Raw genomic sequence first — 19,093 nt, forward strand, 5'->3', positions numbered from 1 at the left:
ATGGACGATTCACGCTTGGAACGAGTGACGGACGCAACGGCGGTCCGGTTCACCCGGTCGTGTCGAACAACACCGGCCAGGGCCGCGCCGCCGGACCCGGGGGCGACGTGGGTGGCGTCGGCTCGGCGGCGGCCAGCACCTCGGCGGCGAGCTGCCCGACCATCGCCGCCGCCGGGTGCGCCGACCGCTTCGGCCAGGCCGCCGACGTGCGCTTGGTCAGCGCCGCGTCGGCGAGCGGTCGCCAGGCGATCCGTGGTTCCCGGCGGGCCAGGGTCGCCGGCTCCACGGCGACGCCGCCGCCGGCCAGCACCAACCCGAACAGGAACTCCGGGTTGCGCGCCGGCCGCACCCGCGCCGGCCGCCACCCGTGCTGTCGGCACACTTCCAGCAGGTGGTCGTGCCAGCCCGGCGCGGTGGCCCGGGGTGCGGTCACCAGGTCCAGGCCGGCGAGCGCGGCGAGCGGCACCTCCCGCCCGCGTGCCAGCGGCGAGGTCCGCGGCAGCAACACCCCCAGGGGTACGTCGACAGGGGCGCCGAAGCGCAGCCCGTCCGCCTCGACCGGATGGTGCACGAGCCCCACGTCAAGGCTCCGCTCGCTGAGCATCCGCACCTGCTCGGCGGTGGTCAGTTCGTGCAGCTCCACGTCGAGGCCGGGCGCGTGGGTGGCGAGCTGGTCCAGCAGAGCCCGCAGCGTCACCGCCGGTGTCTCCGGCGGCACACCGGCGCGCAACACGCCCAGCTCGCCCGCGCGGACCTGGCCCATGAGGTTGCGCAGCCGGCCCTCGCCGGCGAGCAGCTCCTCGGCCTCGGCGAGCAGCAGACCGCCGGCGGTGGTGAGCCGCACCTGGCGGCGGGAACGGTCGAACAGCTCGACGGCCAGCTCCCGCTCCAACCGCTGGATCGACTGGCTCAACGGCGGCTGGGCCATTCCGAGCAGCTCGGCCGCCCGCCCGTAGTGCAGCTCGTGGGCGACCACCACGAAGTGCCGCAGATGTCGGAGCAGGTCCACGGCCGGACCCTACGGCAGCGACGGAGTGTCACTGGATACCGTGCCGGGGTGGACGTGGGGGAGCGGATCGAGGCCATCTTCGCCGACGCCGGGGTGACCGGCAGCCTGCACGTCGTGGACCTGGGCGCGGCGGACCGGGAGGTCGGGCTGCGGGCCGACGAGCAGGTGGTGATCGCGTCGATCTTCAAGATCCTGCTGGTGCTGGAGTTCGCCCGGCAGGTCGAGGCGGGCCAGGTCGACCCGACCGAACGTGTCCTGGTCACCGCCGCCGACCGGCTCGGCGGGTGGGGACTGGCCGGCTGCGCCGACGACGCCGAGGTGTCGTTGCGGGACCTCGCGTACTTCGCCATGTCGGTCAGCGACAACACCGCCGCCGACGTGCTGCTGCGCCGGGTCGGTCCGGACCTGCTGCCGATGCTCGCCGCCGAGCTGGGCCTTCGCCGAACCCGCGTTCTCGGCGGCCCACGGGAGCTGGTCGAGATGATGCTCGCCGACGTGGGGGCGCGTACCGAGGCGGAGTTCGCGCGGATCTTCCCTACCCTGCCGGCGGACCAGGTTCGGGCCATGCGGGTCTTCGACCCGCAACGCACCACCTCCAGTACGGCGCGGGACATCACCCGGTTGCTCACCCTGATCTGGCGGGACGAGGCCGGGCCGGCATCGGCGTGCGCGATGGTCCGCGCCTGGATGGCCCGGCAGCTCTTCTGGACCCGCCTGGCGGCCGGTTTCCCGCCCGCCGTGCGGGTGTCCGGCAAGACCGGCACCCTGCCCGGACTGCACCTGGAGGCCGGAGTCGCCGAATACCCCGACGGCGGCCGGTACGCGATCGCCGTCTTCGCCCGCGCCGAGGATCTCGCCCCGCGCCGGATCGACGTGGACCTGGCCATCGGGCGGGCCGCTCGTACGGCCGTTGAGGCGTTACGCGGCGACTGATTTTTCGCCGTGTCGAGCGACGGGACAGCACCGTCGAGCAGGCCTGATATGCGCTGGCGTATCGGAGGCGACAGCGTTCGATCTTGGACCTGGGCCCGAGGGCGCTGGTTGGCTCGGGTCGACCGATCAACCGACACGGGGAGCAGATCCGTATGTCCCACCTCGACCGCCGTCGCTTCCTCCGCGACGCCGCAGCCACCACCGCCCTGGTCTCGGCCGGCGGACTCGCCGCCTCGACCACCCCGGCCCAGGCCGCGCCCCCGGCCGCCGCGCCCACGCCGACCACCCGCGCAAAGGGCGCGGTCAGCTTCCGCTGGTGGGGTACGGCCGGCTGGCGCATCGACATCGCCGACCGGACCATCCTGGTCGACCCCTTCCTCAGCCGGATCGACACCGGCCTGTTCGCCGGCGCGTTCAAGACGGACACCCCGTTGACCGTGCGCACCGACGTGATCGACCAGCGCGTCGAGAAGGCCACGACCGTGCTGGTCACGCACACGCACTGGGACCACTTCATGGACGTGCCGTACATCGCCGGGCGGACCGGCGCGCGGGTGTTCGGCACCCTCACCGCGTACCACCTGGGACTGGCGTACGGGGTGCCGTCGGCGCAGCTCAGCGCCGTGAAGGGCGGGGAGGTGCTCGACTTCGGCGACCACACCGTCGAGGTGGTCGGCTCGCTGCACAGCCGCAACGCGTCGTACTCGGTGGCCTTTCCCGGGGTGCGGGTGAGTCAGCCGGCGCGGCCGGCGACCATCGCGGACCTGCCGGAGGGCGACACGTTGGGCTACCTGCTGCGGGTCGCGGGCGGCCCGTCGGTCTACCTCACCGGGGCCAGCGACGTCGCCGAGCGCAACCTCACCGGCCTGGCGCCGGACGTGGCGATGGTGGCCATGCAGAGCGCCACCACCACCGCCGACTACCTGCCCCGGCTGCTGGCCGGTCTGGACTATCCGAAGGTCGTGGTGCCGGTGCACTGGGACAACTTCGAGACGCCGTTGCGGAACCCGCCGGTCGTCGCGCCGGCGGACCGCGCCCGCCTCGACGAGATGGTCGCGGCGGTGCGTCGGATCTCGCCGCGCAGCCGGGTACTGGTGCCCGAGTACGAGACCGCGTACCACTTCTGACCGGTCCCGGGCGGGCGTCGCACGCCCGCCCGGTCAGCCGGCCGCCAGCTCCGCCAGGGTGCGCACCGACTTCCAGTTGCGGGTGGTGCCCACCACGCCGAGCTGCTTCTCCAGGTACGCGTTGGTGAACTTCGTCCGCCCGTAACCGCCGTCGGGGAAGTGCAGGAAGACCTCGCGGCCGGTCACCGTGAACGCCACGTTCTCGCCACCGGGCACGGTGAGCGCGTCGACAAGCGACTTCTTCGGAGCGGTCGCGAGGAAGGCCACCAGCAGCCGCTTCGGGTCGTCGTCGAGCTCGGCGTACGGGTTGCCGCCGGCCACCGCCGCCAACTCCCGGCCGCTGCGCACCAGCACCGGCACGGTGAGCCCCAGCTCGTCGGTGAGCGCCCGCTCGATGCCGGCGGCGAGCTTCTCCGCGTCGCGCACCGTGCTGCCGAAGACCACGTTGCCGCTCTGCAGGTACGTCGTGACGTCGTCGTGGCCGAGGTCGGTGACGATCCGGCGCAGGTCGGCCATCGCGAGGCGGGCGCTGCCGACGTTGACCCCGCGCAGCAGGGCGACGTACCGGGTCATGGCTCCTCCGTCCACATGGGTACGACGTCAGCCTAGCGGGGTGGACGTAGCTGTCGGACCCGATCGGTAGGCTCCCACTGCCGGCCGCCACGAAGCGAATCGCCGGTCCTTCCTGGAGGTCAGCTTTGATCCGTTCCCGTTTTGCTGTGGCGGTCGCCGTCGCCGCAGCGACCGCGATCGTGGGGCTTCCCGCGACCGCACACGCCGACGAGATTCCGATCGTCACGTCCGCGCACAGCGACTACGACCTCGATCTGGGGACGTTGCTGGTGTCCATTACGTCACCGAGCGACGTCACCGACGTCCGTGCGCACATCCGGGAGTACAACACCGGGTCAGAGGTCGCCGTTCAGGAGGACTTCTACCTACAGTCCGGCACCGAGCGTGACGGGGTGTGGCGATCCAACCCGATCATCCTCGACAAGCTCGGTTACTACCGGGTCGACGTGGAGGTCACCGACGAGGCCGGTCACCACGTCACTCAGACCGATGCCGGCGACCTGAACTACTCGGTGGTCACGTTCTTCGAGAACGTCACGCTGAACCGCACCACGGTGACCTACGAGAACCGCAACGTGACAGTGCGGGGATGGCTCAAGGGTCGCTGGCCGGGCAGCGGCGAGATCAGGTCCCTGGGGAGGTTCCCCATGTCGGTGAACGCCGACTCTAGTTGGGAAGCGGTCACCACCAGGGCCGATGGTTCCTTCACCGGCACGGTCACGATCGGTCGCAAGGACGAGATGGTGTACGCGGCCTACAGCTACGACAACGACCATCTCTTCCACGGCTCGTCGCGGTCGGGCGAGACCACCATCGCGATCAACAAGCGGCCGATGCGGATCACCATCGAGGCGGATCGACCCAAGATCCTCAAGGATGAGACCGTCACGGTTAGCGGCCAGCTGACCTGGCGGACGCCGGAGGGTTGGGTGCCGGTGCCTGGTGCGCAGCCGGGGGTTTCCCTCTGCATGAGCGCCGACTACTGCGGCACGTTCCTCGGCTCTGCCACCACGGCCGCGGACGGTCGTTACTCGCTGACCACCTCGCCGTACGAGTCCGGCCGCCTCCAGGTCGGTTACTCGATGAACGACGAGTTCGTCAGCCCCGCGATCGCCAGCACGAACATCTCCGTGCTCCAGCCGGCCGCCTTCCGGAGCTTCTCGGCGGTCCGGGAGAACGCGACGACCGTGACCCTCAGCGGTGAGATGGAGTTCACCGGTGGGCTGTCCCCCGGGACGGTGCCACTGAAGGTGCAGTTCTCGGCCACCGGCGAAGACGGCACCTGGGCTACGCCGGCCACCATCTATGCGGGCGGCAGTTACGACTTCGCCACGTCGATCTACAAGAAGACGGCCGGTTACTGGCGTGTCGTCTATCCCGGCACATCGACCGACTTCCAGTCGGCGACCAGCGCGCCGGTGTACGTCAGCTGATCTTAGTGAGCGCGGGAGCGTCCGGACCGGATGCTCCCGCGCCGACGACCGTAGGCAGCCCACTCAGCTCACTCGACGACCGGCAGCACGACCTCGTTGCGGCGCAGGAACCACGGCTTCCACGGCGGGTCGAAACGCGCGTACCGGATGGCGCCGGTGGGCTGCAGCCCGGCGGCCGTCACCGACCGGCCCAGCATGGTGGCCCGTCGGCTGAACGCCCGCTCCGTCCACCGGCCGGAGAACCGCATCGCCGCCGCCAGTTGGGCCGGGACCTCGTGGATCCGTACCCGGGCGTCCACCGGCTCGGGCACCGTCGCGGCGGTGACGGTGGCCGGCAGAACGAACTGGATCAGGTACGCGCCCGGCCACTCGCCCTCGACCTGGACGACCGGCAGCGTCATCGGGATCTTCGTCGCGCCGTCGGCCGTGGACGTCGCCGGCAGCGCCGACCCGACCGGCTGTCGGGCCCGGTTGGCGCCCCCGACGTACGCGGCCAGCGGCCGGAACGCCTCGATCGGCGCCCGGGTGAACGACGCCTGGATCCGCATCTCGGCCACCAGGTGAGCCGGATAGCGGCGCAGCTCGAAGCCGGGGTGTCGGGACACCACCCGGTACGGCTGCTGCTCGGTCATCGCGCGCTCCCAGGATCTGCTGGAACAGACGCTACCGCCCCTCCGGCTCCCGCTCTGCCGAAGTCGACTGTCCCGCCCGCCGGGCGACGGTCCGGCAGTACTGGCGTCCGCCCTCGTCGCGCAGCACCACTCCGAGCCGGCCGAGTTCGCGGCGCAGCTCCCGTACGTCGTCGCGGCGGTCCCGTTCGAGGGCCCGCTCCCGGGCGCGCAGTAGAGCGTCCGCGCCGACCGGCAGCCCCGGCAGGTCGGGCACCCACAGCCGGTACGCCGAGCGGTGCGGATCGTCGTCCGTCCAGGCCCAGCCGTGCGCGCGGAACGCCGCCGCCAGGTGGGCCGCCGGGAGGTCCGTCGACTCCCGGACGAGTTCCGCGCCGTCGCCGTCGAGCAGCACCAGGTGCTTGTCGGCCAGGAAGGCGGCCCGGGTGTCGGCCCGTGCGACGGTGCGTACCTGGTCGGCGCGGCGCAGCCGGACCTGCGTGGAGTCCACGGTGACGATCAGCCGTTCGGCGGTGCCGACCCCGGCGACGACCAGGCCGCCCAGGACGCCGACGGCCATCGCGCCGAGGGTCGCCGGCGGTTCGGGCAGCCGGTCCAACCACCTGATGAGGTCGCCGAACGGCACCCACGACAGCCGGGCCAGCCATCCCGTCGACGCGGCGAGGAGCCAACCGGCGCCCGCGCCGAGCAGCGGAAAGCCACCCCACAGGACGACCAGTTCCAGCGGACCACCGGTGACCACTGTGCGGGTGCGGTAGTCGGCCGCGTCCATGGTCAGGACACCTCGCGGCGCAGCGTCCGGACCAGGCCGGCGGCCAACGGAAGGACCATCCAGACGAGCAGGGACACCGCCAGCCGCCCCCACTGTTCGCCGGTGAGCGCATCGCTGCTGAACAACGGGTCCATGGTCCGGCTGGTGTCCAGCCACCCGGCCGGACCGCACAGGGGCCGGACCATCTCGCCGAGCACCGACCAGAGGGTCGGCAGCAGCAGGTAGCCGACGATCGCCAACGGCGGGTTGAGCAGCAGCAGACCGAAGGCGGCACCCATCAGCACCACGGCCACCTGGACGATCACCCCGTTGACGATCAGCGTCGCGCCGACCTGCCAGGTGCCCGCACCGCCCGTGGCCGACGCCACGAGCGTCCCGATGCTGGCGACGGCGAGGGCGACCAGCACGGAGGCGATCGCGGCCAGCACCACCGCGATCAGCTTCGCGGTCACCACCCGTTCCCGCCGGGGGACCAGCGCGTACGTGGTGAGGGCGGTGCGCTGGGACCACTCGCTGGTGATCGACAGGATGCCCAGCACCGGCAGGAGCACGTTGGCGGGCAGCAGCGAGGTCACGAAGAAGGTGCCGAAGGTCTGTTCGGCGTCCTCCGCGTAGATCAGCAGGAGGGTGACGACCGCGACGACGACGAGGCCGATGGTGATCAGCAGCCAGCGGCCGGCCCGGGTGTCGACGAGCTTGCGCAGTTCGACGGCGGTGAGCCGGAGCAGTGACGGTCGGCGTACCGGGGAATGGTGCCGGGGCGCGACGGCCCCGGCGGTGGGTGCGGCGGTGGTGGTGGTCATCGGACGGCCTCTCGGGTGGATTCGCCGGCGGTCAGGGTGAGGAAGAGCTGTTCGAGGCCGCCGCTGCCGGCCGGGCGCAGCTCGGCCAGCGCGACGCCGGCGTCGGCCGCGGCCTGGCCGACCGTCTCGGCGTCCGCCGGCACGAGCAGGCCGTCGGGGCTGTCGGTGGGGGTCAGGTCGGCCGCCTCCAGCGCCCGACGCAATGCCCCGTCGTCGCGCGCCCGCACCACCGTGCCGCCGCCGGCCAGCAGCTCGTCCTTGCGGCCCTGGGCCACGATCCGGCCACCCCCGATCACCACCAGCCGGTCCGCGACCGCCTCCACCTCGCGCAGCAGGTGGGAGGAGAGCAGCACCGTGCCGCCCCGGTCGGCGAAGTCGCGCAGCAGACCCCGCATCCAGAAGATCCCCTCCGGGTCCAGGCCGTTCGCCGGCTCGTCGAGGATCAACACCCGGGGGTCGCCGAGCAGCGCCTGCGCCAGGCCGAGCCGCTGACGCATGCCCAGCGAGTACGCCCGTACCCGACGCTTCGCCGCCACCGCGTTCAACCCGACCAGGTCGAGCTTCGCGGCGACCTCGCGCCTGCTCAAACCCAGGGTGTACGCGGACAGCGTCAACGCCTCGCGGCCCGTGCGGCCCGCATGCTGGGCGGAGGCGTCCAGCAGGACACCGACCTCCCGTCCCGGGTTGGGCAGCTCCCGGTAGGGGTGCCCGGCGACGGTGGCGCGACCCGCGGTCGGTGTGGTGAGCCCGCAGATCATGCGCATGGTGGTCGACTTGCCGGCCCCGTTGGGACCGAGGAAGCCGGTGACGGTGCCGGGCTCGCACTGGAACGACACGTCGTCCACCGCCGGGTGCGGCCCGTACCGCTTGGTCAGGTTCTCCACGGTGATCATGCGGTCGAGCCTGCCGCCGCCGGCCGGCCATCCGCTGCGGCCGCTGGTCGGTGCCGCAGCTACCTTGGTCGACGCCCGGGTCGAGACTTTGGTAGCTGGTTGTCCGGGCCGGTAGCTGCCTAGCATGGGCGCGTGACCAGCATCGCCGTCCCCGAGCACCCCTGGCTGTTGCCCGGGGAGCTGGTGGTGCCGGCGGAGCCCGAGCGTGCCCGTCCGCGTCGCACCACCCGGGACTGGGTGGTGGACAGCCTGGCCTTCCTGATCAGCCTGCTCTGGGTGCTGTTCGCCACCGTCGACAGCCTCTCGCCCACCCCTGAGGCGGCCGTCCCGCTTCCGCACGACTGGATGGTCGGCGTGGACGCGCTGATCGGGCTGGTCTGCTGCGGTCTGCTCTGGGTGCGTCGCCGGTGGCCGCTGGGGTTGGCGCTGGCCACCCTGCCGCTGAGCATGTTCTCGATGGCCGCCGCGATCCCGCTGGTGATCGTGTACTTCACCGTGGTGGTGCACCGCCGGACGGCCGTCGCGGTGGCGGTCACCGGTGTCGGCCTGCTCACCAACCTGGTCTTCAGCTGGGCGCGTCCCGATCCGGCCATGCCGTACTGGCTCACCGTGTCCTGGGGTGCGGTGATCACCCTGGCCGTGCTGGCCTGGGGGATGTTCGTGCGGGCCCGGCGGCAGTTGATCGTCTCGCTACGCGAACGCGCCGAGCGGGCCGAGGCCGAGCAGCAGTTGCGGGTCGCCCAGGCCCGCCACCTCGAGCGCACCCGCATCGCCCGGGAGATGCACGACGTGCTGGCCCACCGGATCTCCCTGCTCAGCCTGCACGCGGGAGCGCTGGAGTTCCGCCCCGACGCGCCCGCCGACGAGGTGGCCCGAGCCGCCGGGGTGATCCGGGGCAGCGCCCACGCGGCCCTGCAGGACCTGCGGGAGGTCATCGGGGTGCTCCGGGCCGAGGGCGACGGCGACGGCGACGCGCCCGAGCCGCCCCAGCCCACCCTCGCCGACCTTCCGGCCCTGATCGACGAGTCGCGGACGGCCGGCGTGCGGGTCAACGTCAGCGACGGTGTGGCGCGGCCGGCGGAGGTGCCGGCGGCGCTGGGCCGGGCCGCCTACCGGATCGTGCAGGAGGGTCTGACCAACGCCCGTAAGCACGCGGCCGGCGCGGTCGTCACCGTGGACGTGACCGGTGGTCCGGGCAGCGGGCTGACCGTGGCGATCGCCAATCGATGGCCGGTGGGCACTCCGGTCGGCGGCACGCTCCCGGGCGCGGGCACCGGCCTGGTCGGCATCAGCGAACGGGTCGCCCTGGCCGGCGGCCGGCTCGCCTACGGGCGGGACGACACCGGCGACTTCCGACTGGCGGCCTGGCTGCCGTGGCCGGCGTGACCGCACAGCCCAGCGGTCCCGGCTCTCCTGACGTGCCCAGCGCCCACGACGCTGGTCCGACCGGCGGGGCGGGGCCGGAGCCGGTGCGGGTGCTGATCGTGGACGACGACGCGTTGGTCCGGGCGGGGCTCTCGATGATCCTCGGCGGCCTGCCGGACCTGCGGGTGGTGGGCGAGGCGGCCGACGGCGGCGAGGTTCCCGCCGCGGTCGCCGCGTACGCCCCGGACGTGGTGCTGATGGACATCCGGATGCCCCGGGTGGACGGGCTGGCCGCCACCGAGGCGCTGCGCGGGCAACCGAACCCGCCCGAGGTGCTGGTGCTGACCACCTTCGACGCCGACGAGCAGGTGCTCCGGGCATTGCGCGCCGGAGCGGCCGGTTTCCTGCTCAAGGACACCCCGCCGGTGGACATCGTGCACGCGATACGCCGGGTCGCCGGGGGCGAGGCGATGCTCTCCCCGTCGGTGACGCGCACGCTGATCAACCACGTGACCGCCGCCAACCCGGGCCCGCCCGGCCCCGATCCGCGACGCGAACGGGCGCTGCGCCTGCTCGCCGCGCTCAGCGAGCGGGAACGGCAGGTCGCCATCGCCCTGGGCAGGGGCTACACCAACGCCGAGATCGCGGGGGAGTTGTTCATGAGCGTGGCGACGGTGAAGGCGTACGTCTCCCGGCTGCTGACCCGACTCGACCTCAACAACCGGGTCCAGGTGGCCCTGCTCGTGCACGACGCCGACCTCGTCTGAGCTTGCGAGCTGGCTCGCGCCACTGTCGTTGATACACTCATTTTTGAGTGTTCCAAAAATGACAGCATCAAGGGTGGTTCATGGACGGTTTCGTGGGACGAGAGCGAGAGCTGGCCTTGCTCGACGGAATGCTCGCCCGGGTAGCTCGCGGTGGCCGGGCTGGTCGGCCGGGGCGCGCGCTGCTCATGCGCGGCCGCCGCCGGGTCGGCAAGTCCCGGCTCGTGGAGGAGTTCGTCGAGCGGGCTGAGGTCCCCCACCTCTTCTTCACCGCCTCCGCGCAGCCCTCTGCCGCCGCCGACCTCGCCCTCTTCGTGGAAGCGGCGGCCGCCTCCACGTTGCCCGAAGCGCAACTGCTGAGCGAGCAGCAGCCACGGACCTGGGACGCCGCGCTCACCCTGCTCGTCGCCGCCCTGCCGACCGATCGGCCGAGCGTCGTCGTCCTGGACGAGATGCCGTACCTCATCGCGAGCGATCCGGGTTTCGAGGGCACGCTGCAGAAGGTCTTCGACCGCGAGCTGTCCCGGCGGCCGGTCCTGCTGATCTGCGTCGGCTCGGACCTGGCCATGATGGAGGCCTTGAACGACTATGGTCGGCCGTTCCACCAGCGGGCCACCGAGATGGTCGTCCCTCCGCTGAGCCCGGCCGATGTCCGCGACATGCTCGACCTCTCCGCCGCCGACGCGTTCGACGCCTACCTGGTGTCCGGGGGTCTGCCGCTGATCCTCGACGAGTGGCCGACCGGTGCGTCGGTGCACGACTATCTGGCCGACGCGGTACGCGATCCGACCTCGGCCCTGCTGGTCAGCGGCGAACGCGCGCTCGCGGCGGAGTTTCCACCCCAGTCCCAGGCAGGTCTGGTGCTGCGGGCCATCGGCTCCGGTGAACGGACCTTTACGCTGATCTCCCGTGCGGCGGGGGACCTACCGCAGGCGTCCCTGAACCGTGCCCTGGGTCTGCTGACCCAGAAGCGGGCCGCGGAGGTCACCGTCCCGCTGTCGACCAAGCCGTCACGGGAAACGAGGTATGCGGTGGCTGACCCGTACTTGCGTTTCTGGCTGTCGTTCCTGGGGCCCCACCTGGCCGAGATCGAGCGTGGGCGAGGTGACCTGACCCTGCAGCGGATCCTGCGATCGTGGACGTCCTGGCGGGGTCGGGCGATCGAGCCTGTCGTCCGCGAGACGATGCGCCGGCTGCCCGGAGACACGCTGCCGGCCGAAGCGTCGGCGATCGGCGGCTATTGGACGCGTACGAACGACCCGGAGATCGACATCGTCGGTGCCGATCGGGGGCCGGTCGCTGAGCGCATCTGCTTCGTCGGCTCGGTGAAGTGGCAGGAGAACCGGCCCTTCGACGCCCATGACCTGGGCCGACTACTTCTTCACCGGTCCCGGCTACCCGGAGCGGACGAATCGGTACCGACCGTTGCCGTGTCGCGTAGCGGCACCGCCGTCGATGGGCTCCGTGTGCTATCGCCGGAGGATCTGCTTACCGCGTACCGGAATTGAACCTTCGTCCGATGCCGGCCGTACCACTGCCCGAGGATGTCGGTGCGGTCAGTCCGCCGTACCGCTGCCGAGCTGCGGGAGGCCTGCCGTGCGTGTTGGTGAGCAGTCGACGGATCCCATCGACCAGGTGCTGGGTGAGGTGCCGATGCCGGCGCCACTGACCCCCGAGGATGTCCGGCTCGCGGTCCGGGCGGTGGTCGTGCACACCGCCGAGGAGTGGCCGACCGGACCGCTGTGCCGCAACGACGGCGCGTCCTACCCGTGCCGCCTGCACCGCTGGGGGCGTCGGGTCCTGGAGGCGCACGGGCTCAACGAGCGGCAGATCGAGGCGTTGATCCGGCACGGCAACCCGTTCGTGCACGTGCCGTTCCCGTTCACGGCGACCGGGCCGTCGTCCGCGCGCCCCGCCGGCGTCCGGCCGGCCACGCCCCCCGGCTATCCGGCGCCGGCCCCGGGCCGGGCCGGACTGCCCGCGCGACACCAGGCCGCGCGGGCCACCCCCACGGGGGTACGACCCGCGCCTGCCAGCCGCCCGGTGAGTCCCGGTGTCACCGCGCCGCGCTGGCCCCGGGCGAGCTGAGCGGCGTCACCCCACGGCCCGCTCTGCCCGGGGCGACAGGGCGTCGGCCCGGCGCGGAGGTTTCCCCTCCGCGCCGGGCCGACGTCACGCCGACCGGCTGGTTCAGTCGTTGCCAGCGCCGATCCCGCAGTCCGGCGCGGACCAGTTCGTCGTGTTCGAACTGCCGTCGCTGTTGTTCTCGCGCCGCGAGTCGACATGCACGTGGTCGTCGTGGTCGGGGTAGCCGGGCCCGTAGATCCCGCTGAAGCCGTGGTTACGGGCGTCCCGCGCGACCGTGCACAGGGACGACGTCCGTGAGGTGACGTCGGCCGCGTGGCCGTACAGGTGCTGGCTGTCCGACGCGCCGCCGACCTGGTTGTTGCAGGCACGGCTGCGGAAACCGCTCGTCACGTTCAGCGGCTTGTCGCCGAGGCTCTTGCGCAACGCCTCCAACTTCCACATGGTGCGCAGCGCGTTCTGCTTGGTCTGGGCCGCCGACAGCGGACCGCCGCTCCATCCGCTGCCGCCGCACCCGTTGTCCAACTCGTTGTAGCTGAAGTGCGCGGGCGTGCAGTCGTTGTCCTGGAGCTGGTACAGCTTGGCGTACGTCTGCGGGCCGGCGATGCCGTCGGCGCGCAACCCGTACGCCTGCTGGAACCGCTTCACCGCGGCGGCGGTCTTCGGTCCGTAGCGGCCGTCGTTCTCGACGATGTCCCGGTTGCCGGCCCAGCCAGCGACCCGGATCTGCAGCTGACGGACGTCGTCGCCCGAGCGCCCCTGGTAGAGGTTGCGGTTCCAGGTGTAACAGCCGTCCGCGTACGCTGCCGGCGCGGCGACCACCGAGGCGATCGCTGCCCCGGGCAACGCCAGGGCGAAAGCGACAGCAACTCGCTTCAAGGTGTTTACGCGCACAGAAGTCCTCCCGTTAGGAGAGCGAATGGGGTGGCTCTGGGACATCGACCGGGACGTCCCGCGATTTCCACCTTCGCACTGATCAGTGCGGTTGGCGGCAATAACGAGAATTGTCCTCACGATTCGTCCGTTCCTGGGCAGCGCCTGTGAATTCGGCTGATTTGCGAAACAGCCATTTCCCCCGATCGGCCCGGGAACGCGGGAACGGCACCGAACGTCGCATTCAGTCGCACCCAGGGTGATGTTCCACTTCACTGGGCGGGCGGTAACGTCAGGCCCGGGTGGCGAACTGGCGGAGGTGCGCGTGGCACGCGGTGGCGTCTTCTGTGTCGAGGGTCAGTGGCACCGTGACCTCAACGAACGCGGTTCCGTGCTGCCCACCCTCGAACTGCTGGAGCGACTCGGCAAGATCCGCTTCATCCACAAGGACGCCGCCACCCGCGACGAGTTGTTCTACTTCCTGGACCGCTGGCTGCTCAAGCAGTACGCCGATCACCGTGTCGGCTTCTTCGCCATGCACGGTGAGCCGAGCCGGCTCTGCCTCACCGACTGGCAGTCGGTGGAGCTGAACGAGGTGGCCGAGTTGATGGCCGGCCGCTGTGAGGGGCGGCGGCTCTACTTCGGCAGTTGCTCGGTGCTGCGCGCGTCGGACGCGGTGCTGCGCGAGTTCCTGGAGGTCACCGGCGCCGCCCTGATCTGCGGTTTCACCCGGGACGTCGACTGGGTTGAATCGGCCGCCTTCGAAACCGTCCTGCTCGACGTGCTGGCCAACGGGCAGCGGCACAACGCCGCCGAACTGCGGATGGGCTCCGCGCACTGGGCGCCGCTCGCCTCGTACCTCGGCTTTCGGGTGATCTATGCCAACGGCCGGGCGTGGCGCCCGGCCGGTCGGCCTCGCGTGCCCACCCAGGCGGTGCACCGCACCGCCGCCGACCCGCGCTGACCTCCACCGCCCGCTGACCCCCACGCCCGCTGACCTCCACCGCCCGCTGACCCCCACCGCCCGCGGACCCGCCGCCGGCCTGGTAGGAACGAGTGATGGCACGCAGCATCGCGAAGAACACCCGGGTCGACCGGGACACCCTGCTCGACTTCCTCCGGCCGCGACACCGCGTCGTGCTGATGACCACCCGAGCCGACGGCCGGCCGCAGTCCTCCCCGGTCTCCGCCGGCATCGACGGCGAGGGTCGCCTGGTGGTGTCCACGTACCCCGAGCGGGCGAAGGTGACCAACATCCGCCGCGACCCCCGGGTTTCGGCGTGCGTCCTCTCCGACGACTGGAACGGCCCGTGGGTGCAGATCGACGGCACGGCCGAGGTGCTGGACCTGCCCGAGGCGCTGGAGCCGTTGGTCGAGTACTTCCGCAGCATCTCCGGCGAGCACCCGGACTGGGACGACTACCGGGCGGCGATGGTGCGCCAGGGCAAGTCGCTGATCCGAGTGACCATTGATGCCTGGGGTCCGATCGCCACCGGCGGTTTCCCGGCCCGCCTCGCCGACTGAGCGCGCGCTTCGAACGCGTCCGTACCCGCCAGCTGTTCGTCCGCTGTCGAGCTGCCCCGGATGTGGGGCGGCGGTGGTGGGGCGCGGTCGCGGTGGTGGGTTGGCCGTGCAGGGGTGGTGCGCTGTCGAGCTGCCCCGGATGTGGGGCGGCGGTGGTGGGGTGCGGTCGCGGTGGTGGGTTGGCTGTGTAGGGGTGGTGCGCTGTCGAGTTGCCCCGGATGTGGGGCGGCGGGCGACGACGGTGCCGTTCGATCCGCCGGGTGCGGGTGCGGGTGCGGGTGCGGGGGTGCGGGGGTGCGGCGCTGTCTACCGCAAGCTGTTCTTCCGCATCTCGCTGCGTCTGCCCCATATCTGGAGCAGCTCGACAGGGGCTGAGGGGGAGGTCGGCCCGACCGCCGAGCGCCGAGCGCCGACCGCCGACCGCCGTGCCGGTCAGTACGCGGCGGTGAAGCGCGCGTTCATGTGTTGGGGCTGCTCGATCTCGTCGACGATCGCTACCGCGAGGTCCTCGTAGGTGAGCACCGACCGGCCCTGGTCATCGGTGACCGGCTCGTCGGTGCCCGTGCGGTAGTGCCCGGTGCGGTCGCCGGGGTGGAACTCCAGCGGCGGCGGCGAGACGTAGGTCCAGCGCACCCCGTCGGCGGAGCTGCGGTAGTAGTCCAGAGCGTCGGCCTGGCCCATCGCCGAGTCCCGGTACTGCTCGGGGAAGTCGGGCTCGTCGAGGAAGCGGGTGCCGCGCGGGGTGAGCAGGGTGGACCCGCCACCCAGATGGATGATCCGGGGCGCGGCCGGCATGGGCCGCAGGGCGGTCACCAGGGTCTCGGCGGCCGTGCGCCAGAGCCCGCGCTCGCCGCCGCCGATCGCCACCACCAGCGCGTCCGCGTCCGGCGCCAACTCCCGGACACTGCGCTCGCTGGTGGCGTCGCCGGTGACCGTCCGTACCCCGTCCGGCAGGTACGAGGTCGCCTCCGGGCGACGGACCGCGGCGATCACCCGGTGTCCCCGGTCGACGGCCTCGGCGGCGATCCGCGACCCGGCGGTGCCGCCCGCGCCAAACACGACGATGGTGCTCACCAGCCCAGGCTAGGGCCGGCTCGCCCCGGAGATGCCGTTATGACGAACCCGGCCGGGCGTTCAGGGGAGCGACCGACTGGCATGGGCCCACTACGGTGAGCCAAACAAGATCCATTGACTGAACGGGGAATCCATGAAGCACCTCTCCGCCCGTCGCCGGCTGCTCGCCTGGACGGTGCCTGCCACCCTGGCGCTCGCCGTCGTCCCGGCCCTGCCGGCCCAGGCCGCACCGGTCCACACGCCGACCACCGCCGTCACCGGCCCGGTCGACAAGGACCTCAACGGTGACGGCGTACCGGACCTGGTGACCGCCGGCGGCACCACGACGCGCCTCGACTCCGGTGTCTGGACGGCGCGGGGCCGGATCAACGCGACCACCGGCGTCGGCACCGGCCGGGTGAAGGTCCCAGCGGTGAACATCGGTATCTACGGCAACGGCGTCACCGGCAATGAATCGCCGGCCGACTTCGACGGCGCCCAGATGATCACCGGCACCTTCTGGGGCACCGCGAACCAGGACTTCCTGGCCTACTACCCGGGCGGCGACAACGCCGGTGGCGGCGTCATCATCAAGGGTGTCGGCGACGGAACGATGGCAAAGCCCTACAGCGCCTCGGTCAGCCTCGCGCGCGAATTCCTGGCCGACGACTACGGCAACTCCCCGATCCAGCTCGTCAGCGGGTACGTGGCGGACGGCGTCGGCGACTACATCCCTGACCTGGTCGGGATCGTCGGCGACACGACGAACGGTTACCGACTGGCCTACTACCCGAACGCCTGGGCGGTGGGCCTCTACCTCCGGGTGGCGTTGAACACCGCCACCCCGACCGGCGGCAGCGACTGGCAGAACTGGACCCTGGCCAGCACCGAGTTGGCTTCGGGCGTGGCCCTGGTCCTGCGCAACGCCACTACCGGCGACCTGTACCTGTGGCAGGGCGTGACGATGACCGACAACGGCGACGGGACCGGCGCGCTCGCCTACACCCAGTACCGGCTCGCCTCGGGCTGGAACACCGGCGTGGCAGTCAGCAGCCTCCTCGCCGCCGACCTGAACGCCGACGGCGTGGCCGACCTGTGGGCGGTGTTCCCCGACGGCAGCGTGCGGGCGTACCTGATCTCGAACCTCTCCGTCAGCAAGCCGGCGAAGATCCGCGCGATCCAGGCCCAGCAGCTCGGCTGAGCTGCGGTGTGGGGTCCGTCAGCCGTGGGCGACGGACCCCACCCCTCAGTCGATGAGCGCGGAGTAGACGAGTTGGCGCAGCTGGGAGCGGAGGGGATAGGTGCTCGACGGCAGGAGCTGGGTGAAGAGCAGCGCGGTGATCTCCTCGGTCGGGTCCACCCAGAACGCGGTGCTGGCGACCCCGCCCCAGTAGTACTCGCCGACGCTGCTCGGCACCCGGCTCGGGACCGGGTCCTCGACGACCGCGAAGCCGAGGCCGAAGCCGACCCCGTCCAGGGTGCTCTCGGCGAAGCCGCCGGTGGACAGGGTGCCCAGGTCCTGCCCGCCGGGCAGGTGGTTGCGGGCCATGAAACGCACCGTGCGTGGCCCGAGCAGACGTACGCCGTCCAACTCGCCGCCGCGCAGCAGCATCTGGGTGAAGCGGTGGTAGTCGGCGGCGCTGGAGATCAGGCCGCCGCCACCGGAGAGCAGGCCGGGCTTGTGGTGCGCCAGGGCGCCGAGCCGGTCGTAGCGGAACGCCTGCCCGCTGCGCGGATCCGGCGCGTAGAGCGCGGCCAGTCGTTCGGCCTCGTCGCCCTCGACCCACCAGCGGCTGTCCGTCATGCCCAGCGGGGCGAAGATCCGGTCGGCGAAGAAGGCATCGAGGCTCTGCCCGGAGACCACCTCGACCAGTCGACCGAGCACGTCGGTGGCGACCGAGTAACCCCAGGCCGTGCCGGGCTCGAAGAGCAGGGGGAACTCGGCGAAGGCCGCGCAGGCCGTGGCCAGGTCGACGCCGGGCGGCGGGTACATGTCGTAGCCGGCGGCCCGGTAGAGCCCGTCGACCACCGACGTCTGCATGAAGCCGTACGTCAGGCCGGCCGTGTGGGTGAGCAGGTGCCAGACCCGGATCGGCTCGGTCGCCGGCACCGTGTACGGCTTGAGCGTCGAGCCCTTCGAGTAGACCCGCAGGTCGGCGAACTCGGGCAACCAGCGGCTGATCTCGTCGGTCAGCTCGAAGCGACCCTCCTCCCACAGCATCATCGCCGCGACCGAGGTGATCGGCTTGGTCATCGAGTAGATGCGCCAGAGCGTGTCCGCCCCGACCGGCGCACCCGACTCGCGGTCCCGCAGGCCGTACGTCGAGGAGTGCGCCACCTCGCCGCGGCGGGTGACCACCACCTGCCAGCCGGCGAGCCGGCCGTCGTCGACGTACCTGCCGAAGTGTTCGTCGATCCGGGCCAGCCGTTCCGGGTCGAAGCCGATCTCATCCGGGTCCTTGCTCCGCGCCACACTCACGCCGCCGAAACTACTCGCCGGTACGCCGCTACCGGAAGGGGCGGCTCCCCGGTGGTGTCGGTCGGCGGCACTAGCCTGGCCGGATGCCGGAGTTGACCGAGGACGTGACCTTCCGCCACGAGGACTGGTACGGCGAGGAGTTGACCGACCGGCAGTTCGTCGCCTGCGAGTTCTTCGACGTGGATTTGACCGAGGCGGTCACCCGGGGCGCGGTCTTCACCGGATGCACGTTCGGCAACGTACGGTTCAACGCGTCCCGGCACCTCGACTCGGCGTTCACCCGCTGTGTCTTCAAGCGCTGCAACTTCTTCGAGGCCGAGTTCACCGGCTGCAAGCTGGTGGGCAGCACCTTCGTCCAGTGCGAGCTGCGCCCGTTACGCGTCGACGGCGGCGACTGGTCGTTCGTCGCGCTGCCCGGCGCGGACCTGCGCGCTGTCCGACTGAGCGACGTGCGGATGCGCGAGGCCGACCTGACCGGCGCGAACCTCACCGGGGCCACCGTGACCGGCGTCGACCTCTCCGGAGCGCAACTTCAGCGCTGCCGCCTCGGCGGCGCCGACCTGCGGCGCAGTGATCTCACCGCGCTCGACCCGACGTCGGTCGAGCGGGCCGGCGCGCTCGTGGACGTCGAGCAGGCTCTCGTCATCGCGCAGGCGCTCGGCTTCCGCATCGGCTGAGCCGGGGTGACCACCGGAGGGTGAGCCGGCCGTCCCATACCGTCCCGATCCGGACTGGACACGTCATGCTGTCCCGATTTAGCGTGTCGACCACGCCGGTG

20 protein-coding genes are annotated in these 19,093 nt (G+C 71.7%); 11 read left to right on the plus strand and 9 right to left on the minus strand.

Annotated elements, in window-relative coordinates; translation table 11 throughout:
- Positions 1–49: 49 nt before the first annotated feature.
- Complete coding sequence (locus tag ACIBTX_RS16330; RefSeq protein ID WP_357127805.1) at positions 50–1,009, minus strand: LysR family transcriptional regulator; 960 nt, start codon at positions 1,007–1,009, stop codon at positions 50–52.
- Between the two features lie 48 nt (positions 1,010–1,057).
- Between ACIBTX_RS16330 and ACIBTX_RS16335 the strand changes: the two genes are divergently transcribed.
- Positions 1,058–1,942, plus strand: coding sequence for a serine hydrolase (locus ACIBTX_RS16335; RefSeq protein WP_357127802.1), 885 nt, complete (start codon positions 1,058–1,060; stop codon positions 1,940–1,942).
- A gap of 152 nt (positions 1,943–2,094) precedes the next feature.
- Positions 2,095–3,069 carry an MBL fold metallo-hydrolase gene (locus ACIBTX_RS16340; protein WP_363661178.1) on the plus strand — a complete coding sequence of 325 codons (975 nt, stop codon included), beginning with the start codon at positions 2,095–2,097 and terminating at the stop codon, positions 3,067–3,069.
- A gap of 33 nt (positions 3,070–3,102) precedes the next feature.
- On the opposite strand, the gene ACIBTX_RS16345 is transcribed toward ACIBTX_RS16340, so the two are convergent.
- Positions 3,103–3,642 carry a DUF1697 domain-containing protein gene (locus ACIBTX_RS16345; protein ID WP_363661179.1) on the minus strand — a complete coding sequence of 180 codons (540 nt, stop codon included), beginning with the start codon at positions 3,640–3,642 and terminating at the stop codon, positions 3,103–3,105.
- A gap of 146 nt (positions 3,643–3,788) precedes the next feature.
- On the opposite strand from ACIBTX_RS16345, the gene ACIBTX_RS16350 reads away from it, so the two are divergent.
- Positions 3,789–5,075 (plus strand): hypothetical protein, encoded by a 1,287-nt coding sequence (locus tag ACIBTX_RS16350; RefSeq protein ID WP_363661180.1) that lies wholly within the window; start codon positions 3,789–3,791, stop codon positions 5,073–5,075.
- Between the two features lie 68 nt (positions 5,076–5,143).
- Here ACIBTX_RS16350 and ACIBTX_RS16355 read toward each other — a convergent pair whose 3' ends face one another.
- From ACIBTX_RS16355 to ACIBTX_RS16370, 4 genes are read right to left on the minus strand one after another with little or no spacing between them, the layout of a single operon-like run.
- Positions 5,144–5,707 carry a heme-binding protein gene (locus ACIBTX_RS16355; RefSeq protein WP_357127790.1) on the minus strand — a complete coding sequence of 188 codons (564 nt, stop codon included), beginning with the start codon at positions 5,705–5,707 and terminating at the stop codon, positions 5,144–5,146.
- Between the two features lie 31 nt (positions 5,708–5,738).
- Positions 5,739–6,476 (minus strand): hypothetical protein, encoded by a 738-nt coding sequence (locus ACIBTX_RS16360; protein WP_396832670.1) that lies wholly within the window; start codon positions 6,474–6,476, stop codon positions 5,739–5,741.
- Between the two features lie 2 nt (positions 6,477–6,478).
- The gene (locus ACIBTX_RS16365) at positions 6,479–7,279 is read right to left on the minus strand and encodes an ABC transporter permease (protein WP_396832671.1); all 801 of its coding nucleotides are present in this window, start codon (positions 7,277–7,279) and stop codon (positions 6,479–6,481) included.
- The gene (locus tag ACIBTX_RS16370) at positions 7,276–8,172 is read right to left on the minus strand and encodes an ATP-binding cassette domain-containing protein (protein ID WP_357127781.1); all 897 of its coding nucleotides are present in this window, start codon (positions 8,170–8,172) and stop codon (positions 7,276–7,278) included. Before ACIBTX_RS16370 ends, ACIBTX_RS16365 begins: the two co-directional genes overlap by 4 nt.
- 132 nt (positions 8,173–8,304) lie before the next feature.
- Between ACIBTX_RS16370 and ACIBTX_RS16375 the strand changes: the two genes are divergently transcribed.
- The 4 genes from ACIBTX_RS16375 to ACIBTX_RS16390 all read left to right on the plus strand — a co-directional run bounded on the left by ACIBTX_RS16375 (position 8,305) and on the right by ACIBTX_RS16390 (position 12,389).
- Positions 8,305–9,558, plus strand: coding sequence for a sensor histidine kinase (locus ACIBTX_RS16375; RefSeq protein WP_396832672.1), 1,254 nt, complete (start codon positions 8,305–8,307; stop codon positions 9,556–9,558).
- Entirely contained in the window at positions 9,537–10,304 is a 768-nt protein-coding gene (locus ACIBTX_RS16380) for a response regulator (protein WP_396832713.1), read from the plus strand. The genes ACIBTX_RS16375 and ACIBTX_RS16380 overlap by 22 nt, the downstream gene beginning before the upstream one ends.
- 80 nt (positions 10,305–10,384) lie before the next feature.
- Positions 10,385–11,809: an ATP-binding protein gene (locus tag ACIBTX_RS16385; RefSeq protein WP_396832673.1), complete on the plus strand. Its 1,425-nt coding sequence runs from the start codon at positions 10,385–10,387 to the stop codon at positions 11,807–11,809.
- A gap of 88 nt (positions 11,810–11,897) precedes the next feature.
- The gene (locus ACIBTX_RS16390) at positions 11,898–12,389 is read left to right on the plus strand and encodes a hypothetical protein (RefSeq protein ID WP_357127772.1); all 492 of its coding nucleotides are present in this window, start codon (positions 11,898–11,900) and stop codon (positions 12,387–12,389) included.
- A 102-nt stretch (positions 12,390–12,491) separates the two neighbouring features.
- Here ACIBTX_RS16390 and ACIBTX_RS16395 read toward each other — a convergent pair whose 3' ends face one another.
- Positions 12,492–13,280, minus strand: a complete 789-nt coding sequence (locus ACIBTX_RS16395; RefSeq protein WP_357127769.1) for a D-Ala-D-Ala carboxypeptidase family metallohydrolase — start codon at positions 13,278–13,280, stop codon at positions 12,492–12,494.
- A gap of 304 nt (positions 13,281–13,584) precedes the next feature.
- Between ACIBTX_RS16395 and ACIBTX_RS16400 the strand changes: the two genes are divergently transcribed.
- Complete coding sequence (locus tag ACIBTX_RS16400) at positions 13,585–14,223, plus strand: DUF6642 family protein (RefSeq protein WP_357127766.1); 639 nt, start codon at positions 13,585–13,587, stop codon at positions 14,221–14,223.
- Positions 14,224–14,318: 95 nt separating this feature from the next.
- Positions 14,319–14,783: a PPOX class F420-dependent oxidoreductase gene (locus ACIBTX_RS16405; protein ID WP_357127763.1), complete on the plus strand. Its 465-nt coding sequence runs from the start codon at positions 14,319–14,321 to the stop codon at positions 14,781–14,783.
- A gap of 432 nt (positions 14,784–15,215) precedes the next feature.
- On the opposite strand, the gene ACIBTX_RS16410 is transcribed toward ACIBTX_RS16405, so the two are convergent.
- Positions 15,216–15,857 carry an NAD(P)H-binding protein gene (locus ACIBTX_RS16410; protein WP_357127760.1) on the minus strand — a complete coding sequence of 214 codons (642 nt, stop codon included), beginning with the start codon at positions 15,855–15,857 and terminating at the stop codon, positions 15,216–15,218.
- A 133-nt stretch (positions 15,858–15,990) separates the two neighbouring features.
- Here ACIBTX_RS16410 and ACIBTX_RS16415 point away from each other — a divergent pair, with 133 nt between their 5' ends.
- Positions 15,991–17,037, plus strand: a complete 1,047-nt coding sequence (locus ACIBTX_RS16415; RefSeq protein ID WP_357127757.1) for a hypothetical protein — start codon at positions 15,991–15,993, stop codon at positions 17,035–17,037.
- 45 nt (positions 17,038–17,082) lie between these two features.
- Here the strand turns inward: ACIBTX_RS16415 and ACIBTX_RS16420 are convergent, their stop codons facing one another.
- Positions 17,083–18,315, minus strand: a complete 1,233-nt coding sequence (locus ACIBTX_RS16420) for a serine hydrolase domain-containing protein (RefSeq protein ID WP_357127754.1) — start codon at positions 18,313–18,315, stop codon at positions 17,083–17,085.
- 83 nt (positions 18,316–18,398) lie between these two features.
- On the opposite strand from ACIBTX_RS16420, the gene ACIBTX_RS16425 reads away from it, so the two are divergent.
- Complete coding sequence (locus ACIBTX_RS16425; protein WP_357127751.1) at positions 18,399–18,992, plus strand: pentapeptide repeat-containing protein; 594 nt, start codon at positions 18,399–18,401, stop codon at positions 18,990–18,992.
- Positions 18,993–19,093: the final 101 nt, after the last annotated feature.

The sequence above is a fragment of the Micromonospora sp. NPDC049359 genome (assembly GCF_044466585.1).
Taxonomy (GTDB): domain Bacteria; phylum Actinomycetota; class Actinomycetes; order Mycobacteriales; family Micromonosporaceae; genus Micromonospora.

Excerpts from the sequence above, each read along its gene's own strand:
- ACIBTX_RS16340 (WP_363661178.1), top strand. The coding sequence starts at position 2,095 with ATGTCCCACCTCGACCGCCGTCGCTTCCTCCGCGACGCCGCAGCCACC.
- ACIBTX_RS16345 (WP_363661179.1), bottom strand. The coding sequence starts at position 3,642 with ATGACCCGGTACGTCGCCCTGCTGCGCGGGGTCAACGTCGGCAGCGCC.
- ACIBTX_RS16355 (WP_357127790.1), bottom strand. The coding sequence starts at position 5,707 with ATGACCGAGCAGCAGCCGTACCGGGTGGTGTCCCGACACCCCGGCTTC.
- ACIBTX_RS16360 (WP_396832670.1), bottom strand. The coding sequence starts at position 6,476 with ATGGACGCGGCCGACTACCGCACCCGCACAGTGGTCACCGGTGGTCCG.
- ACIBTX_RS16365 (WP_396832671.1), bottom strand. The coding sequence starts at position 7,279 with ATGACCACCACCACCGCCGCACCCACCGCCGGGGCCGTCGCGCCCCGG.
- ACIBTX_RS16370 (WP_357127781.1), bottom strand. The coding sequence starts at position 8,172 with ATGATCACCGTGGAGAACCTGACCAAGCGGTACGGGCCGCACCCGGCG.
- ACIBTX_RS16385 (WP_396832673.1), top strand. The coding sequence starts at position 10,385 with ATGGACGGTTTCGTGGGACGAGAGCGAGAGCTGGCCTTGCTCGACGGA.
- ACIBTX_RS16405 (WP_357127763.1), top strand. The coding sequence starts at position 14,319 with ATGGCACGCAGCATCGCGAAGAACACCCGGGTCGACCGGGACACCCTG.
- ACIBTX_RS16415 (WP_357127757.1), top strand. The coding sequence starts at position 15,991 with ATGAAGCACCTCTCCGCCCGTCGCCGGCTGCTCGCCTGGACGGTGCCT.
- ACIBTX_RS16425 (WP_357127751.1), top strand. The coding sequence starts at position 18,399 with ATGCCGGAGTTGACCGAGGACGTGACCTTCCGCCACGAGGACTGGTAC.